Below are 21,941 nucleotides of genomic sequence, written 5' to 3' on the forward strand. Positions count from 1 at the left end.
CCTCATGCGATCCATATTGGGTCAGGCGTGCCGATGACGGTTGATGCGTATCAACGCTGGCGCGCATTTGCGTGCCCATGATGAGAGTGGAGTGGAGTACGGCTCGCAAACTGCCGGGAAGAGCCGGTTGTGGGTGCGGCGCGGTGCCGTGTTTCGAATCGTCGCCCAGGAGGCTTGCCATGCCGGACATCGTCACGCTCACCGTCAACCCAGCGATCGATATCGCCACGTCGGTCGAGCGCATGACGGATACGCACAAGATGCGCTGCGCTGCGCCGCGGTGCGCAGCGATCCGGGCGGAGGGGGCATCAACGTTGCCCGCGTCGTCCATCGCTTAGGCGGCGATTGCCTGGCCGTGTATCTTGCCGGTGGCCCCATGGCGGAACGATTGGCGTGGCTATTGACCGCAGAAGGGCTGCCATTCGAGCAGCTCCGGATTGGTGGCGAGACCCGGGAGAATTTTTCGGTAACGGAAACCTCCACCCACCGCGAGTTCCGGTTCGTGATGCCAGGCCCGGTCGTCTCTGAGGCGGAGTGGCAGCACTGCCTGGACCGCCTTGATGGGCTGCACCCTGCGCCGCTCTACCTCGTATTGAGCGGAAGCCTGCCGCTCGGGGTGCCTGAAGATTTTTACGCACGGGTCATCCGCATGGCCAAGGCGCACGGCAGCCGCGTCGTACTGGATACATCGGGGCCGACACTGCGTCTTGCGCTGCCTAGCGCGCCCTACCTGATCAAGCCGAGCCTCAACGAGCTTCGGCAACTGACTGGACTGACCCTGGAGACGGAAGCCGATTGCTTGCGTGCGGCCCGGGAGATTGTCCAGGCAAGGCATGCAGATGTCGTCGCACTCACGCTGGGTGCGGGCGGAGCCATGCTGGTGACCCAGGACGACGTGGCGTATGCAAGCTCCGTTGCAACGTCGGTTCACAGCACCATTGGTGCGGGCGATAGCTTTGTCGGCGCAATGGTGTGGGCGTTGAATTGGGGAGCTGACGTGCGCCAGGCATTTCGGTACAGCATGGCCGCCGCCGGCGCTGCCCTCGGGCATGCTGGAACCGAGCTGGGTAGCGCCGCAGAAATCGAGCGGTACTACCAGGGCGTTTCGCTATCGAGCGCAGCTTCAGTCGTGTCTGCGCCGAAAGATGAGCCACGCACTTAGGCTCGTCAGCGTGAGTGATAGCAGGGCAACAATCCAGAAACCGTTCTGTGCGCCTCGGAACGGAATACCGCCGATGTTCATTCCCAGCAGCCCTGAGACCAGGTTGATCGGCAAGGCCACCACAGTCACCGCCGTCAGCACCCACACGCTCTGGTTGGTATGCTCGGCGACCCTGTCGGCGATTTCGCCTTCGATCAATTGGATCCGCTCTTGAAGGCCAGCCATGTCCCGCAGCGCCAGGGAGTATTCCTCGGCCGATTGCCTTAAGGATTGCGCGTCCTCCTCTCGCATCCAGCGCGGAGGGTGATTGACCAGCCGGAACAGCGCTGCTGGTTCTGGCGCCAACAGACGCCGCAGGCGCACAAGATCGCGGCGAATGCCGCCCAGGCTCGAACGCGTTGGCAGATTTCCGATACGCAGAGCGGTTTCCACTTCATTCGCGGTTTGGGTCGCACTTCGCACAATGCCCAGCAAGACATCAGCCTGCTCTTGCAACAGTCGGATCAGGAGTGCCGCTGGGCTGAGAAAAGTGCTGCCGGCCTCCACCTCGCGGCTTAACCGGTCGACTGAACGCGGGGGTAGGCTGCTGACGCTCAGCAGACACCGAACGCTGACACTCAGCCATAACGTCGCGACGCTGGGCGGGCCCTTGTGGTCAACGTCGTAATCGACGTCGTTGACCACGGCAATGAGATTCTGATGGACGTGTTCGATGCGGGTCGAGCGTAGACCTTCCCGCAGGGCATCGCCGAACCCCAGAGGCAGCGTCACAAGTTGGCTTGGCCAACCGCTCAGTACGGTTGGGACGTCATGGAAATGCAGCCAAAGGAACCCTGGGGCCTCGCTTGAAGGGCGGCTGAGCCATTCGATGGCCTCATCTGCGTTGATCCTGCGGCCGGTTCCGCCTTCCGCAAACACGTAGCCACGATCCAGCGGCAGGGAACGTACTTCCTCTGTTGCCAGTGTTTCGGTGCTCATTTCGGCCTCCTTGCATCTGTCCTGCTGGATGGGCCTGCGTTCAGTCTTCACATCGTTCACGCAGTGTCCTGGCTTGGCCCTGTTCAGTCATGGGTCGGCCAGGACCCTGTCCAGATCCTGCCGATCGACCACCTCCTTCTCGAGCAGCCGTCGGGCCAGCGCTTCGAGCTTGGTGCGTTGGCCCTTCAACGTGGCTGTTACGCGGGTGCTTGCCTCGGCCAGCACGTTGCGTACCTCCGTGTCGATCAACTGCGCGGTGTTTTCGCTGTAGTCCTTGCGTTCGCGCCGCGCCCATCCTGTACCCGAGAAGAGGGGGTTGGGCGCATCTTCATAGGTGGCCAGGCCGAGCTGTTGGCTCATGCCGAACTGGGTGACCATCTGGCGGGCCATGTCGGTGGCGCGTTGCAGGTCGTTCTGCGCGCCGGTGGAGACATCGCCATAGACGATCTGCTCCGCCACATAGCCGCCCAGCAGCACATCGAGCCGGTCGAGCAACTCGCTGCGCTTGAGAAGATAGCGATCTTCCGTGGGGGTTTGCTGCGTGTAGCCCAGCGCGGTAACGCCTCTGGGAATGATGGACACCTTGGAGACGCGGTCCGCCAGGGGTCGATGCTCTGCAACGATGGCGTGTCCTGCTTCGTGGTAGGCGATGGTCTCCTTCTCCTTGGCGTTGATCACGCGGCTCCTCTTTTCGAGCCCACCGACGATACGATCCAGTGCCTCGTCAAAGTCTTCTGACTCGACCGCCGATTTGCCCTTGCGGGCGGCCAACAGCGCTGCTTCGTTGGCGAGGTTGGCCAAGTCCGCCCCAGCAAAGCCGGGCGTGCGGGCGGCAATCTTGTTCAAGTCCACATCGCTGCCGAGCATGACGTTTTTGACATGAACCCGAAGGATCTGCTCGCGCCCCTTGAGGTCTGGCCGATCCAGTGCGATGTGGCGGTCGAAGCGGCCGGGGCGCAGCAGCGCCGGGTCCAGTATCTCGGGGCGGTTGGTCGCTGCCATGATGATGACGCCTTTGTTGCTGTCAAAGCCGTCCATCTCCACCAGCAGTTGGTTCAGGGTCTGCTCGCGTTCTTCGTTGCCGCCAACCATGCTCAGCGCGCGGGTTCTGCCCAAGGCATCGAGTTCGTCGATGAAGATGATGCAGGGCGCCATGGTCTCGGCCTGGCTGAACAGGTCGCGCACCCGAGCGGCACCCACACCCACAAACATCTCGACAAAGCTGGAGCCGCTCATGCTGAAGAATGGAACCGCCGCTTCACCCGCAACAGCCTTGGCAAGCAACGTCTTGCCGGTGCCGGGGGCTCCCACCAGCAAAACCCCTTTGGGAATCCTGCCGCCCAGGCGTTGGTACCGCAGGGGATCCTTCAGAAAGCTCACGATTTCAGACAGCTCTTCCTTGGCTTCGTCGATACCGGCAACATCAGCAAAGGTCACGCCCGTTTCCTTCTGCATGTAGACCTTGGCTTTACTCTTTCCGATCTCCATCAGCCCGCCGGCGGCGCCCCCAATGCGCTTGATGAGAAAACGCCACAGGGCCAAGACGATGAGCACGGGCACGACCCATGACAGGAGCGCCCCCAGCCACTTGTTGTCAGGGCGGCCAACAAAGCGCACCTTGGCGGCTTCCAGTTCCGGCACGAGCGTCGGATCGGTCACGCGCAGTGTCAGGAAAGCATGGTCACCGTTACCTGCGCGGTTGATTTCTTCGATCTGCGGCTTCGAGAGGAGCGCGTCAACGCCCTCCGTGGAGAACGTGCCGGTGATGTCCTGTTCACCAACGGAAACGTCCTTGATCTTGCCCGCCTTCAACAGCACCTTGAAATCGCTGTAAGGCAGCGTCTCGACCTGGTCGGAGAGGAACCGGGTCTGGATGGCGAGTATGGCCAACATCGCCACGATGCCATACCAGATAGAGAATTTTTGCTGCCGCGGTTCCATGCCGTCTATCCGTTTGTTGGCCTCGCTCAAGAGCGCTGCCGTTGCGTGGCCGACGTACCGAGCCTGCTTGGAGCTTCGCGCTTTCAACCGAAGCGCGTTTGATACGGATCAACGGACCCGCACACGTGAGCGTTCACACGGCTATCTGGGGCGCACGTGAGATGGAGGGAACAGCTGCCGGCAGCCGGTCTGGTGGCGAAAGAAGATGATCGCCAGCGTCGGCGTCGATGTGGCCAGCTCTGCTCGCACGCAACCGCGTTCGAGCCCGGGACAGTGCAGGCGCGTGATGCGCAGATGCGGCGTATCGCTCGGGCCAAACCACTTGGCGAGCAATTCGCGAAGAGATGTGTGGTCGTTCAGCATTTTGTCCTCCAGCTTCTGCGGTCTTCTCGTACGCATGCCGTCTGGTGCCTCTGGCGACCTGCGCTTCGGGCCATGCTGTGCGCCACTCAACGGCAAGCGCTAGCAGCATCAGCCGAAAAAGTGTGCATGCGGCCCGCATAGTGAATCACCTGACCATCGCCCACATGGATGCTGTGATGCTCATACCCCTTGCGCTCAGTGTCGAGATGCGCGCCGACGAGCAAGGCCAGATGCGGCTGGGCAACCCCTTCCTGTGCGTGCCATACGGTGGGGGCTGCGATGTTCCGACGCATGGCGTGCCCCTGTGGGGTGGCCTGCTTGTATGCCCCCAGTATTGGCGGCGCAGACAAGGGCGTCATGCAGGCAGGGCTGAATATGCTGTCGGGCCGGTGCGCCTTCGTGTCAGGGAAATCTGACAGGCGTTGTGGACCCCTCCGAAGGCACCGAGGCGGGCGATGGTAAGGGGCATCAGATCGCTTGGGGCTGATGGCGCACGCGGCCAGGATGACGATGCCTCGCGACGTTGATCTGCCGCAAAACGTGTCCGACCCGTCGTGCCACGATGAATAGGCCGGCCCCCCGAGTTCTGCGGGGCCATTCATCAGGAGGCTGTCATGAGTCAAATCAGGCGTTACGACCCATTTGCCATCGAACCGGTGGGTGACATTTTTCAAGGGCTTCTGCGGTCATTTCGCGGTGGCGTGGAGGGCGCATTGCCGTTCAAAGTCGACGTAACGGAATCCGACACTGCGTACACCGTCGTTGCGGAAATCCCGGGCGCGAAGAAGGAAGACATTGACGTGACCGTCGACCGCGGCACGGTGATGCTCTCGGCCAAGGTGGAGCGCCAGTCCGAGAAGAAGGAGGGCGAGCGCGTCATCCGCAGCGAGCGTTACAGCGGATCGATGCAGCGTATGTTCACGCTGGATGCCGTCATCGACGAAGGCAAGGTCGAAGCCACCTACGAGAACGGGCTGCTGCACGTGACGCTGCCCAAGAAGGAAGCTTCTCCGCAGCAACGCATCACGATTCGTTGAGCGCGGGAGCGGCGCATGCGATTGCAGTTTCTCGGGGCCACCGAAACGGTGACCGGCTCGAAGTACGTGCTGGAGACAGGCGCGCATCGCGTCATGGTTGATTGCGGGCTGTTCCAGGGCTACAAGTCCTTGCGACTGCGGAACTGGGACGCGCTTGCCGTCAATCCGCACCATATCGACGCCGTCGTCCTCACGCGTGCCCATATCGACCACAGCGGCTACCTGCCGCTACTGGTGCGCAACGGGTTTCGTGGTCCCGTCTACTGCACGAAGGGTACAGCCGAGCTGTGCAACATCCTGCTGCCCGATAGCGCACGGCTTGCCGTTGAAGATGCCCAGTACGCCAACGCACAGGGTTTCTCGCGCCACCATCCTGCATTGCCCCTCTACGACGAACACGACGCTGCCAAGGCGTTACGCCGATTGCACCCTATGGGCTATGGGGAACGCTTCTCTGTGGCGGATGGGGTTGAGGCCGAGTTTCACCGTGCCGGACACATCATCGGCGCCTCCACGGTGACGGTGCTGGCGGAAGGCCGGCGCATTGTCTTCTCGGGCGATTTGGGGCGGCAAGCCGATCCTGTCATGCGTCCGCCTGAGCCCCTGGCGGAGGCCGATACCTTGCTGGTCGAATCCACCTATGGGGATCGGCTGCATCCATCCGGTGATCCGCTCGACGAACTCGAACGCATCGTGCACAGGACCCTGGAGCAGGGCGGCACGCTGCTGATTCCGGCATTTGCGGTCGGTCGCACGCAAGCGCTGCTGTACTGCCTCTACAAGCTGATCCAGGCGCATCGGATTCCGCACGTACCGATCTATCTTGATAGCCCGATGGCCGAGCGGGCCACCGAGGTGTTTGCACGCCACGTTGACGAACTGCACATCGATGCCGTGGATTGTCAGGCGGCCTGTGCTCTGGCGATTCCAGTGCAAAGCCCGCAGCAGTCGATGCATCTGTCGAACGACCGGGCGCCGAAGATCATCCTCGCAGCCAGCGGAATGGCCACTGGCGGCCGTGTCTTGCATCACCTCAAGAGCTTTGGCGGCGGCAAGCGCAATGCCATTCTGATGTCAGGTTTCCAGGCTGCCGGCACGCGTGGGGCGGCGCTGGTGGCGGGGCAGCGGCAACTGCGCGTGCATGGCCGCGATGTCGCCATCCGTGCGGCGGTTGAGCAGATCGCCAATCTTTCCGCCCACGCCGATGCCAACGAGCTGATGACCTGGCTGCGCGGCTTCTCTCGCGCGCCGCAGCAGACATTCATCGTCCACGGCGAGCCGGCCGCCAGCGACGCTTTACGCCAGCGGATTGAACGCGAGCTGCAATGGCCGGTATGCATGCCGGAGTACCGGCAGTCCTATGTGCTGAGCTGAACATGGAAACCCCAACACCACTTCGTACGGTCATGGGTGAGACGCCCAGGCGTGTGGTACTGGCCTTGCCCGGTAACCAGGCGGCGGCCGGCAGGCTGGCCGTGCCGCTGGCCGCCGAAATTGGACACGCCGAACTCAAGCGCTTTCCCGATGGTGAGTCCCACGTGAGGCTGCAAACGCCCGTGAGCGATGCTGAAGTGGTGGTCGTCTGTACGCTGGATCGGCCGGACGAGAAAGTGCTGGCGCTCCTATGGCTTGCCATTGCGGCCCACCAGGGTGGGGCGCGCCGCGTTGGACTGGTCGCGCCGTATTTGGCCTACATGCGGCAAGACGCCATCTTCCAGCCGGGGGAGATCTGCGCAGCGCAGCATTTTGCTGAGCTGCTGACACGCTACTTCGACTGGATGGTTGCGGTCGATCCTCACTTGCATCGCATTCCAAACCTGTCGGACATCTATGCGGTGCCTGCGGTGACAGTGCAGGCTGCACCGGCAGTGGCTGCCTGGTTGCAGGCCCACGTAACCAACCCGCTGTTGGTAGGGCCCGATGAAGAAAGCCGCCAGTGGGTCGAGCACGTGGCCAACCTCTGCAATGCGCCCTGGACTGTCCTGAACAAGACGCGCCACAGCGCCTGGAGTGTGGAGGTGTCGGCTGTCCGATCCGATTTGCAGACGGAGCGCACGCCTGTACTGCTTGACGACATCATCTCCACCGGCCGCACCATGATCGCAGCGGCCAACCAGTTGCGCAGGGCAGGATTGCCGCGCCCCGTATGCGTGGCAGTGCATGCCGTGTTTTCCGCCGATGCCTACAGCGAGCTGAGCGCCGTAGCGGCCGACGTGGTCACCTGCGACACCATCGCCCACCCCACGAACCGCATCGAGCTGACGGAGCCCATCGCCGCGGCGATCTCGCACATGTTTGATCTACCTCTGCCCACCGCGACGCGGCGCCTTGCGTGGTAAGGGCTGGGTTCCTACGCTGACGATGCCAAGACCCCCACCCCGTGAGAGATGCCTTATGAAACAGATCGAATTCCTGGCTTGCGAGCCAACCTACTGTGCGGCGGGCCCAACGTTGCTGTGCGGCGCCTCGGTGGATGGCAATAACGCTACCTATGCCATTACGGCAGAAGCACTCGAAGACCACTTTGGTGCCCGGTCGTGCCGTTCAGAAGATCTCGTGCAGGCCTTCTCGGGGCACCGCAACGATATCGAGGCCGTTGCCCGGGCCATGTTTGAGATGACCGGGTCCAAGCAGATCACCCTGCATAGTGGCCACTTCCGCTTTGGCCTCTAAGCGGATCGGGAGCCGTCGCCATGCTTGTTCCGCCTGAGGTAACGGTGCTGCCAGATCGGTTGATCTTCAAGCCCCTGGGCATCGACACCTGGCAGGAGCATGTCATCTACATGCATCCGGACTGTGCGATCTGCCGGTCGGAAGGGTTCACCGCACAGGCCCGGGTGGATGTACGGATTGGCCAGCGGTCCTTGATAGCGACACTCAATCTGGTTGGTTCAGGCTTGCTGGAGATGCACGAGGTCAGCCTGTCCGTCAGCGCCGTCGAGTCGCTGATGGCTAGGCCGGGCGATGCCGTTACCGTCAGCCATGCTCCCGCGCTGGAGTCGTTGCGAGCGGTGCGGGCCAAGATCTATGGGGCGCATCTGGATACGCACCAACTGGCAAGCGTCGTGAGCGATATCGCCAAGGAGCGCTATGCCGATGTCCATATCGCAGCATTCCTGAGCGCTTGCGGCGGCGAGCGTATGAGCATCAAAGAGACCATCGACCTGACGCAAGCGATGGTCGATACGGGTGAGCGTCTCAAATGGGATCGCGCCGTCGTGGCGGACAAGCATTGCGTGGGCGGCCTGCCCGGCAACCGTACCAGCCCGATCGTGGTGGCGATTGCAGCAGCGGCGGGGCTTTTGCTGCCCAAGACGTCTTCACGCGCGATCACCTCACCCGCCGGCACGGCCGACACAATGGAAACCCTCACCCGCGTGGCGTTGAGCGCCACGGAGCTGCGGCGCGTGGTTGATCGGGTGGGGGCTTCATTAGCCTGGGGCGGTGCGTTGAGCCTGAGCCCCGCAGATGATGTGCTGATCCGCGTGGAGCGGGCGCTGGATGTGGACAGCGATGCCCAGCTGGTGGCCTCCATCCTGTCAAAGAAGATCGCGGCTGGGTCGACCCACGTGTTGATCGACGTGCCGGTTGGGCCGACAGCCAAAGTGCGCCGCCTGCAGGATCTGGAGCGTTTGCGCATGCTGCTGGAGCGCGTGGCGCGAGCGTTTGGTGTGCGCGTCATGATCGTGCGTACCGACGGCTCTCAACCCGTCGGCCGTGGCATTGGCCCGGCACTTGAAGCGCGAGACGTTCTGGCCGTGCTGCAGCGCTCGCCAACGGCACCGTTTGATTTGCGGGAACGGTCGTTGCTGCTGGCTGCGGTACTGCTGGAGTTCTGTGAGGCGGCAGCGCAGGGCGAGGGGCTTCAATTGGCGACGAGCTTGCTTGACAGTGGTGCTGCGTGGCGCAAGTTCGAGGAGATCTGCGAAGCGCAAGGCGGGCTGCGCGTACCGGGCGAAGCGATTTTTCGTCGCGATGTTGTTGCCGAACACGATGGCATCGTGACCGAGATCGACAACCGGCACCTCGCCCGTATCGCCAAGCTTGCCGGGGCGCCGGTGCGCCAAGTGGCCGGCGTAGAAATGCACGCAAGGCTGCACGATCAGGTTCAGGCGGGGCAGCCGCTCTTTACCATTCACGCTCAGGCCTCGGGCGAGTTGGAGTACTCCTCAGCCTATGCGCGGATGCACGCGGCGGTATCTCTGGCCCCAATCGAGCATGTGGCTGTGTGCTCGCCTGAGGCACCCACTTGCCAGCAAGGGCAGTGAACGATGCGCGGGCGGCCATCCTGGAGGGCAATTCCAAAGGCGATGCAACCGCATTCGGCCCGCACGAGCCCATCGGCATGGGCGGCAATGCAACCGCAGGATGTGCTCGATAGCCTGGAGACACGACCGCAAGGCCTGACGCAGCAAGAGGCCGCCGCGCGCCTTCGCGAGTACGGTCTGAACCGGGTGGCCGACGGGCACCATGCATCCGTACTTGCCGAGCTGGCAAATCGCTCACTCAATCCGCTCAACGTACTGCTGATTTCACTGGCGGGTATCTCGGCCGCGCTTGGCGACATTCGGGCGGCTGTCCTGATTGCGGGGATGGTGGTGCTGAGCGTGACGCTGGGGTTTCTGCAGGAGCATCGCTCGAACCGGGCCGCAGAGGCGTTGCGGCGCATGGTTCATACCACCGCGGCTGCCCGCCGTATGGGCGGCGATGGAACAGAGTGCAACGAAGAGATTCCCATTGAACAGTTGGTGCCGGGTGACATCGTGCAACTCGCTGCTGGCGACCTGGTGCCGGCGGACCTGCGGTTGCTCAGTGCGAAGGACTTGTTCGTCAACCAGTCCGCCTTGACCGGCGAAGCGATGCCGCAAGAACGGCACGCCGAGCAGTATGGCGGGATGGTCGACGCAGACTTCGATCTGCCCAACCTGTGCTTCATGGGCAGCGCGATTGTCAGCGGATTTGGCACAGGCGTCGTGCTGGCGACCGGTCAGCAGACCGCCTTCGGGAGCGTGGCAGACCTGATTGCCGCACAGCGTGTGCAGACCAGCTTCGACCGTGGCATCACGCGCTTTACCTGGCTCATGCTGACGTTGATCCTGGTGATGGCGCCAACCGTCTTCCTTATCAACGGGTTGACCAAAGGCAACTGGTTTGAGGCGCTCTTGTTTGCTGTGGCTGTTGCAGTGGGCCTGACGCCCGAGATGCTGCCGATGATCGTGACGGTGAACCTTGCCAAGGGCGCGATCGCCATGTCGCGCAAGAAGGTCATCGTCAAGCGGCTCAACGCTATCCAGAACTTTGGTGCCATGGATGTCTTGTGTACCGACAAGACAGGCACGCTCACCCAAGACCGCATCATTCTCAAACATCACCTGGACTTGCGTGGCGAGGAGTCCGATCAGGTGCTGGAGTATGCGTTCCTGAACAGCTTCTACCAGTCTGGCCTGAAGAACCTGCTGGATATCTCGGTGCTCAAGCACGTTGAGCTGGAGCAGCGGCTGGACGTCCACGCGCGCTTTCGCAAGATTGACGAACTGCCATTCGACTTCGAGCGGCGACGCCTGTCGGTGGTTCTGGAGCGGAGCGATGGCAGCCACGTTCTGATCTGCAAGGGTGCGGTGGAAGAGGTGCTGGGCGTCAGCACGCGCTACGTCAGCGGCGACGAGGTCGGTCCGCTGGAGTCAGGGCATCTGGAACACGCCAAGCGCATGGCGGAGGACTTGAATAGCGATGGTTTCCGTGCGGTGGCGGTGGCGTACAAGGCGTTACCGCAGCAACAGTCCCAGTACGCCGTGGCGGATGAGTCGGACCTGATATTGCTCGGCTTCATCGCGTTTCTTGACCCGCCGCGGGAGACCGCTGCCGAAGCCCTCTCCGCACTCAAGGCCAGCGGAGTTACCGTCAAGATCTTGACCGGTGACAACACCATCGTTGCGCGCAAGATCTGCCGAGAGGTCGGTCTGGATGTCGATCCCGTTGTACTGGGCACGGAGCTGTCCGCCATGTCGCCGGATCAGATGGCCGAGATGGCGGAGCGCGCCTCGGTGTTCGCCAAGGTGTCGCCCGCACAGAAGGCGGCGATTGTCGAGGCGCTGCACCGCAAGGGGCATGTTGTCGGCTTCATGGGGGATGGCATCAACGACGGGCCGGCGCTCAAGACGGCCGATGTCGGTATCTCGGTGGACAGTGCCGTGGACATCGCCAAGGAATCCGCCGACATCATCCTGCTGGAGAAAAGCCTGGCTGTGCTGGGCGAGGGTGTGACGGAGGGGCGCAAGGTCTTCGGCAACATCGTCAAGTACATCAAGATGGGTGCCAGCTCGAACTTCGGCAACGTGTTCAGTGTGCTGGGCGCCAGCCTGTTTCTGCCGTTTCTGCCGATGGCGCCGGTCCAGGTGCTGCTGAACAACTTGCTGTACGACTTCTCGCAAACCGCCATACCGACTGACAACGTGGATGAGGACTACCTTGTGCGGCCGCGTCGGTGGGAGATCGGCCACATCCTGAAGTTCATGCTGTACATCGGGCCTGTCAGTTCGGTGTTCGACTTTGCAACGTACGCCCTGATGCTGGGGGTGTTTCATGCTTGGGGCAATCCGCAACTTTTCCAATCGGGGTGGTTTGTCGAATCACTACTGACCCAGACGCTCATCATCCACATCATCCGGACCGCCAAGGTGCCCTTTGTGGAAAGCCGTGCAAGTACGGCTCTGATCGCAACCAGTGTCGCCATTGCCTGTGTTGGGGTTGCCATGCCGCTGACACCGTTGGGCACGCTGTTTGGCTTTGTGCCTTTGCCAGTTGCCTACTGGCCCTGCCTGGTGGCGATTGTTGTCGTTTATGCCTTGCTCACCCATCTGATGAAGACCTGGTACGTGCGCCGGTACGGGCTCGACTGAGCTGGTCGATGGTACGGGCGCCATGCACAGAGGGCGCGGGAGCGTGCCCATTTGACTATCGTCAGCCGCGCCTTGGGTCTGGCGTCGTAGCATGGGTCAAGACAAGAAGGGGTGGGAATACGCCCCAGTGGGGGAAACCATGTTGGAAAAACAGCCCGATGAAGTATTTGCGGCCACGCTGTGGGAGCTTGAGGCAACGGTGGCAGCAACCTTGCCTTGGAGCGCGTTGATTCGTGCGACGCGCTCGGATTGCGGAGGCTACAACGTTGAAGCCAAATGGCCCTGGCTCGGTGCACATGGCAATTCGATGTTGTGCGCGCTGGCGATTCATTTTCCTGCCGATGCGTCCCGCGTCTACTGCGCACTGGGCCACCCCGGTCGGGAACAGGTGTGCCGACGCATTGGTGAGTGGCTGAGTGCTGAGCTGGAGTCGCAATTCGCCGGGCTGGCGGCGGATACCGGCTTCAGCATCAACCGCACCGTGCCGACAGCGCTGTTTTTTGACGACGGCGATTCGATTCGCGTCACCGCGCAAGACAAACGGCACGACTTTGCACTGTATCGGGGCGCCCCGCCGCCGCCGTTGTGATGCCTTGCAAAGGCTGCGTGTCATTTCTGTGAAGGGCGTCTAGAGTCGGCACTCTTGTCTCGGTTTGAGATGCATCAAGTTCATGCTGCGGCAGCTGGCATCTAATGGATTGCATATTTGCAAACGTTTAACGCCCCGACCATGCGCACCGCCCCCGTGCCGTCTTCCCCAGCTGCCGAGTTGATTGATCCACCGTTTCACGCTGCACTTGCACGTACGTCGGGTTCGTTGTCACTGGTATCGATGCAACTGGCGTTGCTCGATTGGGCACTGCACTTGGCGGTGTCGCCCGGCAAGCGGCTCGATCTGTGCCGCCTGGCACTGACCCAGGCCGAGCAGCTCGGGCGCTACATCCAGAACTGCATGGCGGCTGGCCCTCAACAGGCGAGTCTTTGCGTTCTGCCGCCGGCACAAGACCGTCGTTTCCAGGCCGATGAGTGGCGCCTGTGGCCGTTCAACGTGCTGCACCAAACCTTCCTGCTGACTGAGCAATGGTGGGAGGCGACAACACGCGGCGTGTGGGGTGTCGCCCAGCACCATGAAGACGTGGTGGCCTTTGCCGCACGGCAGTGGCTCGACATGATGTCGCCGGGCAACCAACTGGCGACGAACCCCGTCGTCCTGCGTCAAACCTTTGAGCAGCACGGCGCCAATCTCGTGCGGGGCGCGCTCAACGCGCTTGACGATCTGGAACGTGCCATGAGCGGTGCGCCGGCCGCCGGCACCGAACGCTTTGTGGTGGGGCGCGACGTGGCGGTGACGCCCGGCAAGGTCGTGCTGCGCAATCGCCTGATGGAGTTGATCCAGTACGCGCCCAACCCGTCTGTCAGGCCCAAGGTCCAGGCCGAGCCCATCCTGATCGTGCCGGCGTGGATCATGAAGTACTACATCCTGGATCTGTCCCCGCAGAACTCGCTGATTCGCTATCTGGTGGAGCAGGGCCATACTGTGTTCTGCATCTCGTGGAAGAACCCTGACGAGGCCGACCGCGATCTCGACATGGATGACTACCTCAAGCTCGGCGTCTTCGCCGCGCTCGATGCGGTCAACGCCATCGTGCCGAATCAGCGCGTGCACGCCACGGGCTACTGCCTGGGCGGCACACTGCTGGCCATTGCAGCGGCGGCCATGGCGCGCGATGGCGATGCGCGGCTGGCGTCCATGACGCTCTTTGCCGCGCAGACGGACTTTTGCGAACCGGGTGAGCTGGGGCTCTTCATTGACGAAGCTCAGGTCAGTCTGCTTGAGGCGCAGATGGCGCAGACCGGCTATCTGCGTGCAAGCCAGATGGCTGGCGCCTTCCAGATGCTGCGGTCGTATGACTTGCTGTGGTCACGCGTGGTGGGCGAATACCTGCTGGGTGATCGCGCGCCCATGAACGACCTGATGGCCTGGAACGCCGATGCCACGCGCATGCCCGCGCGCATGCATAGCCAGTACCTGCGGCGCCTGTTCCTGAACGACGACCTGAGCGAGGGCCGCTACCCCGTCAACGGCAAGCCGGTGATCCTGAACGATCTGGACCTGCCGATCTTCGTGGTGGGCACGCTGACCGATCATGTCGCGCCATGGCGCTCGGTCTACAAGCTGCATCACTTGACCGAGGCGGAGCTGACATTCGTGCTGACCAGCGGCGGCCACAATGCCGGCATTGTCAGCCCACCGGCAAATTCGCATCGGCGCTTCCAGATGCAGACACGTCACGCGGGCGGGGTTTCGCTGGCGCCGGATGACTGGCTGGCGTCGGCCCCAACCACGGACGGTTCATGGTGGCCGGCATGGCATGCGTGGCTGACCACGCATGCATCTGCCCCCACACCGGTCAAGCCGCCGAAGATGGGGGCTCCGGGCCTGCCGCCGTTGGGCGATGCGCCTGGCATCTACGTGCTGGAGAAATAAATGCGTGAGCAGGATAAGACCACGGCGTACGGCTGGTACGCCGGCACGCATATGGCCGCCCTTGCCGCAATGGCCTCAGCCACAGCCGTACTGGCGTTGTCGGGCTGCATCTCGATGGCGCCGCCATACGAAGCCCCGGCGCTGCCCGTGGCCCAGCACTATGACGCCAACGATGACCGTGATGGTCTGTCCGCCGCTGCCGTCGGCTGGCAAGCCTACTTTACGGATACGCGTCTGCAGGCGTTGATTGCCCAGGCGCTGGAGAACAACCGCGACTTGCGGACCGCGGTGCTGCGCGTGGAAGAGGCACGCGCGGCGTTCGGCATCCAGCGCGCGGAAACGTTTCCGCACCTCAACGCGCAGGCTGGCATCAACCGCCTGAGCATTCCGGCTGACCTGAGCCCCTTCGGCATGCCCATGCGCGTGAGCCAGTACCAGGTGGGCGCCGGTGTCTCAAGTTGGGAGATCGATTTCTGGGGGCGCGTGCGCAATCTCAATGACGCCGCGCTGGAAAGCTACGTGGCGTCTGATGCGGCGCGCCGTGCAGTCGCACTCGGGCTGATCGCGCAGGTGGCTGACAGCTATCTGGTCCTGCGTGAGCTGGATGAGCGCATCGCGCTGGCACAGCAGACCGTGGACAGCCGCACCGAGACCCTGCGCATCTTCTCGCGCCGCGTGGCAGTGGGGGCGACATCGCGGTTGAACCAGACGCAAGTCGAGACTCTGCTGACCCAGGCGCAGGCACTGCTCACGCAACTGCAGCAAGCGCGCGATGCGCAGGCGCATGGCCTGACGCTTCTCGTGGGTAAGCCCATCGACCTGCCACCGGTAGCAGAGCCACTCGATGAGCACCGGATGCTGGTGGAGTTGCGTGCAGGGCTGCCCTCTGATCTTCTAACGCAACGCCCGGACATCGCTGCCGCAGAGCACCGGCTGCGTGCTGCGCACGCCAGCATCGGCGCGGCACGCGCGGCATTCTTCCCGCGCGTGGCATTGACGGGCGCCTACGGCACGGTCAGCCCAGAACTGGGCAACCTGTTTGCACCCGGCACGCGTGCCTGGGTTTTTGCGCCGAGCGTGACCCTCCCGCTGTTCGAAGGCGGCAAGCTGCGCAGCAACCTGGACCTGGCGCAAGCCCGCCGTGATCTTGCCGTCGCGGGCTACGAGAAGACCGTACAAAGCGCGTTTCGCGATGTGTCTGATGCGTTGTCCGCGCGCAAGTGGCTGGCCGAACAGCTCGACATCGCGCAGGCCACGCTGGCAGCGCAGACCGAGCGCGCACGGCTGTCGCAACTGCGCTTCGATGCGGGGGCCTCGGCATTTCTGGAGGTGCTCGACGCACAGCGCGATCTGCTGGCCGCGCAGCAGCAACTGGTGCAGGTGCGCCGCGCGCTGCTCTCCAGCCGCGTAGGGCTGTACGCGGCGCTGGGCGGCGGTACGCAGGCCGTCGAATCCGCATCCGATACCCAAACCCATCTGAGCCTGACGCCGCCCCCGCGCGCATCAGGAGAAACAACACCATGACAACAACGCCCCAACAACGATGGATTGCATTGCTCGCTGCCGCCCTGGTGATTGCCGGTGGTGCGTTTGCGTGGAAGGCCTTGCGGCAGGACGGCCCCGGCAAGGGCTTTGCCAGCGGTAACGGCCGCATTGAAGCCACCGAGATCGACGTGGCCACCAAACTGCCCGGCCGCGTGCAGGACATTCTGGTGGATGAGGGCGACTTCGTGAACGCCGGTCAGCCGCTGGCGCACATGCAGGTGCAGACGCTGGAGGCCCAGCGCGACGAGGCCCAGGCGCGGCAGCAGCAGTCCGTCTCCGCCGTGGCCAGTGCACAAGCCCAGGTGGCCGTGCGCGAGGCAGACCGGCAGGCGGCCCTGGCACAGGTCGCCCTGCGCGAAAGCGACCTGGATGCTGCACAGCGCAGGTTGGCGCGTTCTGAAACGCTGTCGCGCGAAGGGGCGTCGTCCATGCAGGAGCTGGATGACGACCGCGCCCGTGTGCGTGGCGCCAAGGCCGCACTGGTGGCGGCCCGCGCGCAAGCGGAAGCGGCGCAGGCCGCTGTGGCCGCAGCCCGCACGCAGGTGGCCGGCGCCAATGCCACGGTCAAGGCCGCAGACGCGACGGTGTCGCGCGTAAAAGCGGATATTGACGACAGCGCCCTGGCTGCCCCGCGTGACGCCCGCGTGCAATACCGCATCGCCCAGCCTGGTGAGGTGCTGGCCGGTGGCGGGCGGTTGCTCAACCTGGTGGATCTGTCCGACGTCTACATGACCTTCTTCGTGCCAGAAACGGACGCTGGACGCATTGCCATGGGCAGCGAGGTGCGCATCGTGCTCGACGCCGCGCCGCAGTACGTGATTCCGGCCCGCGTATCGTTCGTGGCCAGTACCGCACAGTTCACACCCAAGACTGTGGAAACCGCCTCCGAGCGCCAGAAGCTGATGTTCCGTGTCAAGGCGCAGATTGATCGTGATCTGCTGCGCAAGCACCTCAAGCTGGTGAAGACGGGTCTGCCCGGCATGGCGTGGCTCAAGCTCGATGCGCAAGCCGAATGGCCGGTCAACCTGGCGATCAAGGTTCCGCAGTGACCCCGTTCGCCAATCCGCTCACCCAGCACGATGCCCAGCTTGGGCCGCCGCTTGGTCCATTCGTAGTCAGTCTGGCCGGCGTGAGCCTGCGTTACCGCAAGACGCTGGCGCTGGATGGCATCACGCTTGACCTGCCGGCTGGTTGCATGGTGGGCCTGATCGGGCCCGACGGTGTGGGCAAGTCGAGCCTGCTGTCGTTGGTGGCGGGTGCACGGGCCCTGCAGGATGGCGCGGTGCATGTGCTGGGCAGTGACATGGCCGACCGCCGCGCACGTGCCGTGGTCGGCCCGCGCATCGCCTATATGCCGCAAGGCTTGGGGCGCAACTTGTACCCCACGCTGTCGGTTGAAGAGAACCTGCAGTTCTTCGGCCGCCTGTTCGGTCACAACGCAGCGGAGCGCCGCCGACGTATCGATGCGCTCACAGCCAGCACCGGCCTTCGGCCATTCCTTTCGCGGCCGGCGGGTAAGTTGTCGGGCGGCATGAAGCAGAAGCTGGCGCTGTGCTGCGCGCTGATCCATGACCCGGATCTGCTGATTCTCGATGAGCCGACCACGGGTGTTGACCCGCTCTCGCGCAGCCAATTCTGGGACTTGATTGCAAGCATTCGGGCCGGGCGCCCGGGCATGAGCGTGGTTGTGGCCACCGCGTACATGGAAGAGGCTGAACGCTTTGACTGGCTGGTCGCCATGGACGCAGGGCAGGTGCTTGCCACCGGCACGCCGGCAGCACTGCGCAGCCGCACGAGCACCGATTCGCTGGAGGCGGCGTTCATAGCGCTGCTGCCGCCAGCGCGCCGGCAGGGGCACCAAGCCGTGGTGGTGCCACCGCTGGTGGCTGGTGCGGAAGACGATGTGGCCGTGCAGGCGGGCGGACTGACCATGCGCTTTGGCGACTTTGTGGCGGTCGACCACGTCGACTTCCGCATACGCCGCGGTGAGATCTTCGGTTTTCTCGGCTCCAACGGCTGCGGCAAGTCGACCACCATGAAGATGCTCACCGGCCTGCTGCCCGCCAGCGAGGGCCAGGCCTGGTTGTTTGGCCATCCGGTCAACCCCAAGGACATCGATACGCGACGGCGCGTGGGCTACATGTCGCAGGCGTTCTCGTTGTACGGTGAGTTGACCGTGCGCCAGAACCTCGTGCTGCATGCGCGCCTGTTCCAACTGCCCGAACCCGAGGTGCAGCCGCGCGCGGCAGAGATGCTCGCCCGCTTCGGGCTCCAGGACGTGGCCGACAGCTTGCCCGAGCGCTTGCCGCTGGGCATGCGGCAGCGCCTGTCGCTGGCCGTGGCGATGGTGCACAAGCCGGAACTGCTGATCCTGGATGAACCGACCTCCGGTGTCGACCCGGTCGCGCGTGACATGTTCTGGCGCCTGATGGTCGACCTGGCCCGGCAAGACCGGGTGACCATCTTCATCTCCACGCACTTCATGAACGAGGCCGAGCGCTGTGACCGCATCTCGCTCATGCATGCCGGCCGCGTGCTGGTGAGCGATGCGCCCGCCGCGCTGGTACGTAGGCGCGGCACGCAGACGCTGGAGCAGGCATTCATCGCCTATCTGCGGGAGGCGTCTGAAACGGTGTCCGATGCGGCTCCCGGCGCCGCCGAGATTGCCGCACCCGCACCCGTAGCAACAACCACCGCATCAACCGGCACGTCTACACGCCGTCACTTCAGCCTCGCGCGTGCCTTGAGCTACTCGCAACGCGAGGCGCTGGAATTGCGCCGCGACCCGGTACGCGCCACGCTGGCTTTGCTGGGCACGGCCATCCTGATGTTCATCATCGGATACGGCATCAGCCTGGATGTGGAGAACCTCACCTACGCGGTGCTCGACCGCGACCAGACCGCAATTTCCCGCGATTACACGCTCAACCTGGCCGGCTCGCGGTATTTCATCGAAAAACCCCCGATTCGCGACTACGCTGAGTTGGACCGCCGCATGCGCAACGGCGAGCTGTCGCTGGCGATTGAGATTCCCCCGGGTTTTGCGCACGATGTGGAGCGCGGCGCGGCCGTACAGATCGGCGCCTGGGTGGACGGCGCCATGCCCACCCGTGCAGAAACCGTACGCGGCTATGTGCAGGCCATCCACCAACTCTGGCTGGCAGACGCCGCCGTGCACCGGCTGGGGATGCGGCTCGCGATGCCCAGCACGATTGAGACGCGCTATCGTTACAACCCCGACGTGAGAAGCCTGCCCGCCATGGTGCCCGCCGTGATTCCGATGCTGCTGATGATGATTCCCGCCATGCTGGCGGCGTTGTCGGTGGTGCGCGAAAAGGAACTGGGCTCCATCATCAATTTCTACGTGACGCCGGTCACCCGTGCGGAATTCGTGCTGGGCAAGCAGGCGCCGTACATCGTGCTGGCGATGCTGAACTTCTTGCTGCTGGCGTTGCTGGCGGTGACGGTGTTCGGTGTGCCGATCAAGGGCAGCTTTGCGACGCTCGCGCTGGGTGCGCTGATCTTCGTGACGTGCTCGACGGGTTTCGGGTTGTTTGCGTCCACGTTCACGCAAAGCCAGATTGCCGCCATGTTCGTCACCATGATCGGCACGATCATCCCGTGTGTGCAGTTTGCGGGTTTGCTCAACCCCGTGTCGTCGCTGGAGGGCGTGGGGGCCATGATCGGGCGCGTGTATCCGGCCACCCACTTCCTGACCATCAGCCGCGGCGTGTTCAGCAAGGCGCTGGATGTGAGCGCATTGGGCAGCGCCTTCTGGCCGCTGCTGGCGGCGGTGCCGGTCATCCTGGCGGCCACGCTGTTGATGCTGCGCAAGCAGGATCGGTAGGGGCGCGCCATGTCAGACCATCCGACCGATCGCCGGGCGGCCCGCTTGCGCAACATCTTCCGCCTTGGTGTGAAAGAGCTGTGGAGCCTGGTGCGCGACCCAATGATGCTGGTGCTGATTGCCTACACTTTCACGCTATCGATCTACGTGGCAGCTACCGCCATGCCGGAGAGCCTGCACAACGCCTCGATTGCCATCGTGGATGAGGACAGCTCGCCGTTGTCGGCACGCATTGTCTCGGCGTTCTATCCGCCGCATTTCCGCACGCCCGCGCTGATTCCACTTACCGAGATGGACGCCGGGATGGATAGCGGCCGCTACACCTTTGTGCTCGACATCCCGCCCAACTTCCAGCGCGACGTGCTGGCGGGGCGCGCGCCGGCCATCCAGCTCAACATTGACGCCACCCGCATGAGCCAGGCCTTTACCGGAAACGGCTACATCCAGCAGATCGTCTCGGGCGAGGTGAGCGAGTTCCTGCAGCGCCACCGTGCGGCACCGGCCGCGCCGGTTGACCTGGTGCTGCGCACGCGCTTCAACCCCAACCTGGAACAGACGTGGTTCGGCTCGCTGATGGAGATCATCAACAACGTGACCATGCTGTCGATCATCCTGACCGGCGCCGCGCTCATCCGGGAGCGGGAGCACGGCACCATCGAACACCTGCTGGTGATGCCCGTCACGCCGTTCGAGATCATGACGGCCAAGGTGTGGTCGATGGGGCTAGTGGTGGTGCTGGCCGCGCTGATGGCACTGGTGTGCGTGGTGCAAGGCGCGCTGCATGTGCCCATCGAAGGTTCGATCCTGCTGTTCATGCTGGTGGCGACGCTGCACCTGTTTGCCACCACCTCGATGGGTATCTTCCTTGCGACGGTGGCGCGGTCCATGCCGCAGTTCGGCATGCTGCTGGTTCTGGTGCTGCTGCCGCTGCAGTTGCTCTCGGGCGGTACCACCCCGCGCGAGAGCATGCCAGCACTCGTGCAGGACATCATGCTGGCCGCGCCGACCACGCATTTTGTATCGGCGTCACAAGCGATTCTTTATCGGGGCGCAGGATTGTCCGTCGTATGGCCGCAGTGTCTGGCCATCGGTGCAATCGGTGCCGTGCTGTTTGTCGCATCATTGACGCGCTTTCGTAAAACCATCAGCCAGATGGCTTAAGGAGCCAACATGGATACACCTGCCAACCTTCCTCTCGCGCTCTTCAAGGCGCAAGTCGCACTCGGGCTGCAAACACTGGGCCTGCTCAAGACGGCGCGGCAGCGCTGGTATGAACTGGGTGCAGAATTGCTGGCTGAAGACGTAGGACGTACAGAATCTGCGCTGACCGAGCTGCAAGGCGTTGAAGACTGGAACGCATGGGCAACGCTGCTCCCCAACGCTTTCTGGCAGGCCAACCAACGCGCAATGAATGTGGTTCAGGGCGTGATGCAAACAGCGATCGCCAATCAAGCGAGCTTTGCAACGGACTACCAGCGCGCCATGATGGCGTGGCAGCAGGCCTCTGTGCAGGCACTGAGCGCGGCCGGGAATGCCATGCCGGTACATACGGTGCTGCAGGGCATGCTGTCTTCGTTGGGGGCGCCGGCCGATGCGTTCATTCGCTCGGCAGTAGTGTTGCCAGGCACGGCACCTGCGCGCAGCATGGGCAACGGTCAACTTCGCACGGCTTCCTGAGGAG

Annotated in this window: 17 protein-coding genes and 1 pseudogene; 14 read left to right on the plus strand and 4 right to left on the minus strand. The window is 63.5% G+C overall.

All coding sequences use genetic code 11. The features are described 5' to 3' along the window. Positions 1-179 precede the first annotated feature (179 nt). Positions 180-1,162 (plus strand): annotated as a pseudogene (locus R2N11_RS17405) (1-phosphofructokinase family hexose kinase). Here the strand turns inward: R2N11_RS17405 and R2N11_RS17410 are convergent. From R2N11_RS17410 to R2N11_RS17425, 4 genes are all read right to left on the minus strand, one after another. After that, positions 1,124-2,140 (minus strand): CorA family divalent cation transporter, encoded by a 1,017-nt coding sequence (locus R2N11_RS17410; RefSeq protein ID WP_316681770.1) that lies wholly within the window; start codon positions 2,138-2,140, stop codon positions 1,124-1,126. The pseudogene R2N11_RS17405 and the gene R2N11_RS17410 overlap by 39 nt on opposite strands. Positions 2,141-2,227: 87 nt before the next feature. Then, the gene (ftsH, locus tag R2N11_RS17415) at positions 2,228-4,081 is read right to left on the minus strand and encodes an ATP-dependent zinc metalloprotease FtsH (protein WP_316681849.1); all 1,854 of its coding nucleotides are present in this window, start codon (positions 4,079-4,081) and stop codon (positions 2,228-2,230) included. Positions 4,082-4,222: 141 nt separating this feature from the next. Then, positions 4,223-4,444 carry a hypothetical protein gene (locus R2N11_RS17420; protein WP_316681771.1) on the minus strand — a complete coding sequence of 74 codons (222 nt, stop codon included), beginning with the start codon at positions 4,442-4,444 and terminating at the stop codon, positions 4,223-4,225. 86 nt (positions 4,445-4,530) lie between these two features. Continuing rightward, a complete protein-coding gene (locus tag R2N11_RS17425; protein ID WP_199030883.1) occupies positions 4,531-4,737 on the minus strand; it encodes a lecithin retinol acyltransferase family protein in 207 nt (68 codons plus the stop codon). A gap of 321 nt (positions 4,738-5,058) precedes the next feature. Between R2N11_RS17425 and R2N11_RS17430 the strand changes: the two genes are divergently transcribed. From R2N11_RS17430 to R2N11_RS17490, 13 genes are all read left to right on the plus strand, one after another. Continuing rightward, positions 5,059-5,481, plus strand: a complete 423-nt coding sequence (locus tag R2N11_RS17430) for an Hsp20/alpha crystallin family protein (protein ID WP_199030882.1) — start codon at positions 5,059-5,061, stop codon at positions 5,479-5,481. 15 nt (positions 5,482-5,496) lie between these two features. Then, positions 5,497-6,855, plus strand: coding sequence for an MBL fold metallo-hydrolase (locus R2N11_RS17435; RefSeq protein WP_316681772.1), 1,359 nt, complete (start codon positions 5,497-5,499; stop codon positions 6,853-6,855). Between the two features lie 2 nt (positions 6,856-6,857). Then, positions 6,858-7,820: a ribose-phosphate pyrophosphokinase gene (locus tag R2N11_RS17440; protein WP_233176967.1), complete on the plus strand. Its 963-nt coding sequence runs from the start codon at positions 6,858-6,860 to the stop codon at positions 7,818-7,820. 55 nt (positions 7,821-7,875) lie between these two features. Continuing rightward, positions 7,876-8,154: a DUF1488 family protein gene (locus R2N11_RS17445; protein WP_316681775.1), complete on the plus strand. Its 279-nt coding sequence runs from the start codon at positions 7,876-7,878 to the stop codon at positions 8,152-8,154. A 20-nt stretch (positions 8,155-8,174) separates the two neighbouring features. Further along, complete coding sequence (locus R2N11_RS17450; RefSeq protein WP_316681776.1) at positions 8,175-9,749, plus strand: thymidine phosphorylase family protein; 1,575 nt, start codon at positions 8,175-8,177, stop codon at positions 9,747-9,749. Between the two features lie 3 nt (positions 9,750-9,752). Beyond that, the gene (mgtA, locus tag R2N11_RS17455; RefSeq protein ID WP_316681777.1) at positions 9,753-12,380 is read left to right on the plus strand and encodes a magnesium-translocating P-type ATPase; all 2,628 of its coding nucleotides are present in this window, start codon (positions 9,753-9,755) and stop codon (positions 12,378-12,380) included. Positions 12,381-12,471: 91 nt separating this feature from the next. Further along, positions 12,472-12,969, plus strand: coding sequence for a hypothetical protein (locus R2N11_RS17460; RefSeq protein WP_316681779.1), 498 nt, complete (start codon positions 12,472-12,474; stop codon positions 12,967-12,969). A 141-nt stretch (positions 12,970-13,110) separates the two neighbouring features. Next, positions 13,111-14,868 (plus strand): PHA/PHB synthase family protein, encoded by a 1,758-nt coding sequence (locus R2N11_RS17465; protein ID WP_199030876.1) that lies wholly within the window; start codon positions 13,111-13,113, stop codon positions 14,866-14,868. A gap of 51 nt (positions 14,869-14,919) precedes the next feature. Beyond that, positions 14,920-16,392: an efflux transporter outer membrane subunit gene (locus R2N11_RS17470; RefSeq protein WP_316681850.1), complete on the plus strand. Its 1,473-nt coding sequence runs from the start codon at positions 14,920-14,922 to the stop codon at positions 16,390-16,392. Next, the gene (locus R2N11_RS17475; protein WP_316681781.1) at positions 16,389-17,462 is read left to right on the plus strand and encodes an HlyD family secretion protein; all 1,074 of its coding nucleotides are present in this window, start codon (positions 16,389-16,391) and stop codon (positions 17,460-17,462) included. The genes R2N11_RS17470 and R2N11_RS17475 overlap by 4 nt, the downstream gene beginning before the upstream one ends. Continuing rightward, entirely contained in the window at positions 17,426-20,260 is a 2,835-nt protein-coding gene (gene rbbA, locus R2N11_RS17480; protein WP_316681782.1) for a ribosome-associated ATPase/putative transporter RbbA, read from the plus strand. Before R2N11_RS17475 ends, rbbA begins: the two co-directional genes overlap by 37 nt. A gap of 9 nt (positions 20,261-20,269) precedes the next feature. Further along, positions 20,270-21,421, plus strand: coding sequence for an ABC transporter permease (locus R2N11_RS17485; protein ID WP_199030872.1), 1,152 nt, complete (start codon positions 20,270-20,272; stop codon positions 21,419-21,421). A 9-nt stretch (positions 21,422-21,430) separates the two neighbouring features. Next, positions 21,431-21,937, plus strand: a complete 507-nt coding sequence (locus tag R2N11_RS17490; protein WP_316681783.1) for a hypothetical protein — start codon at positions 21,431-21,433, stop codon at positions 21,935-21,937. Positions 21,938-21,941: the final 4 nt, after the last annotated feature.

The sequence above is a fragment of the Ralstonia flaminis genome, from assembly GCF_958415495.1.
Lineage (GTDB): Bacteria > Pseudomonadota > Gammaproteobacteria > Burkholderiales > Burkholderiaceae > Ralstonia > Ralstonia flaminis.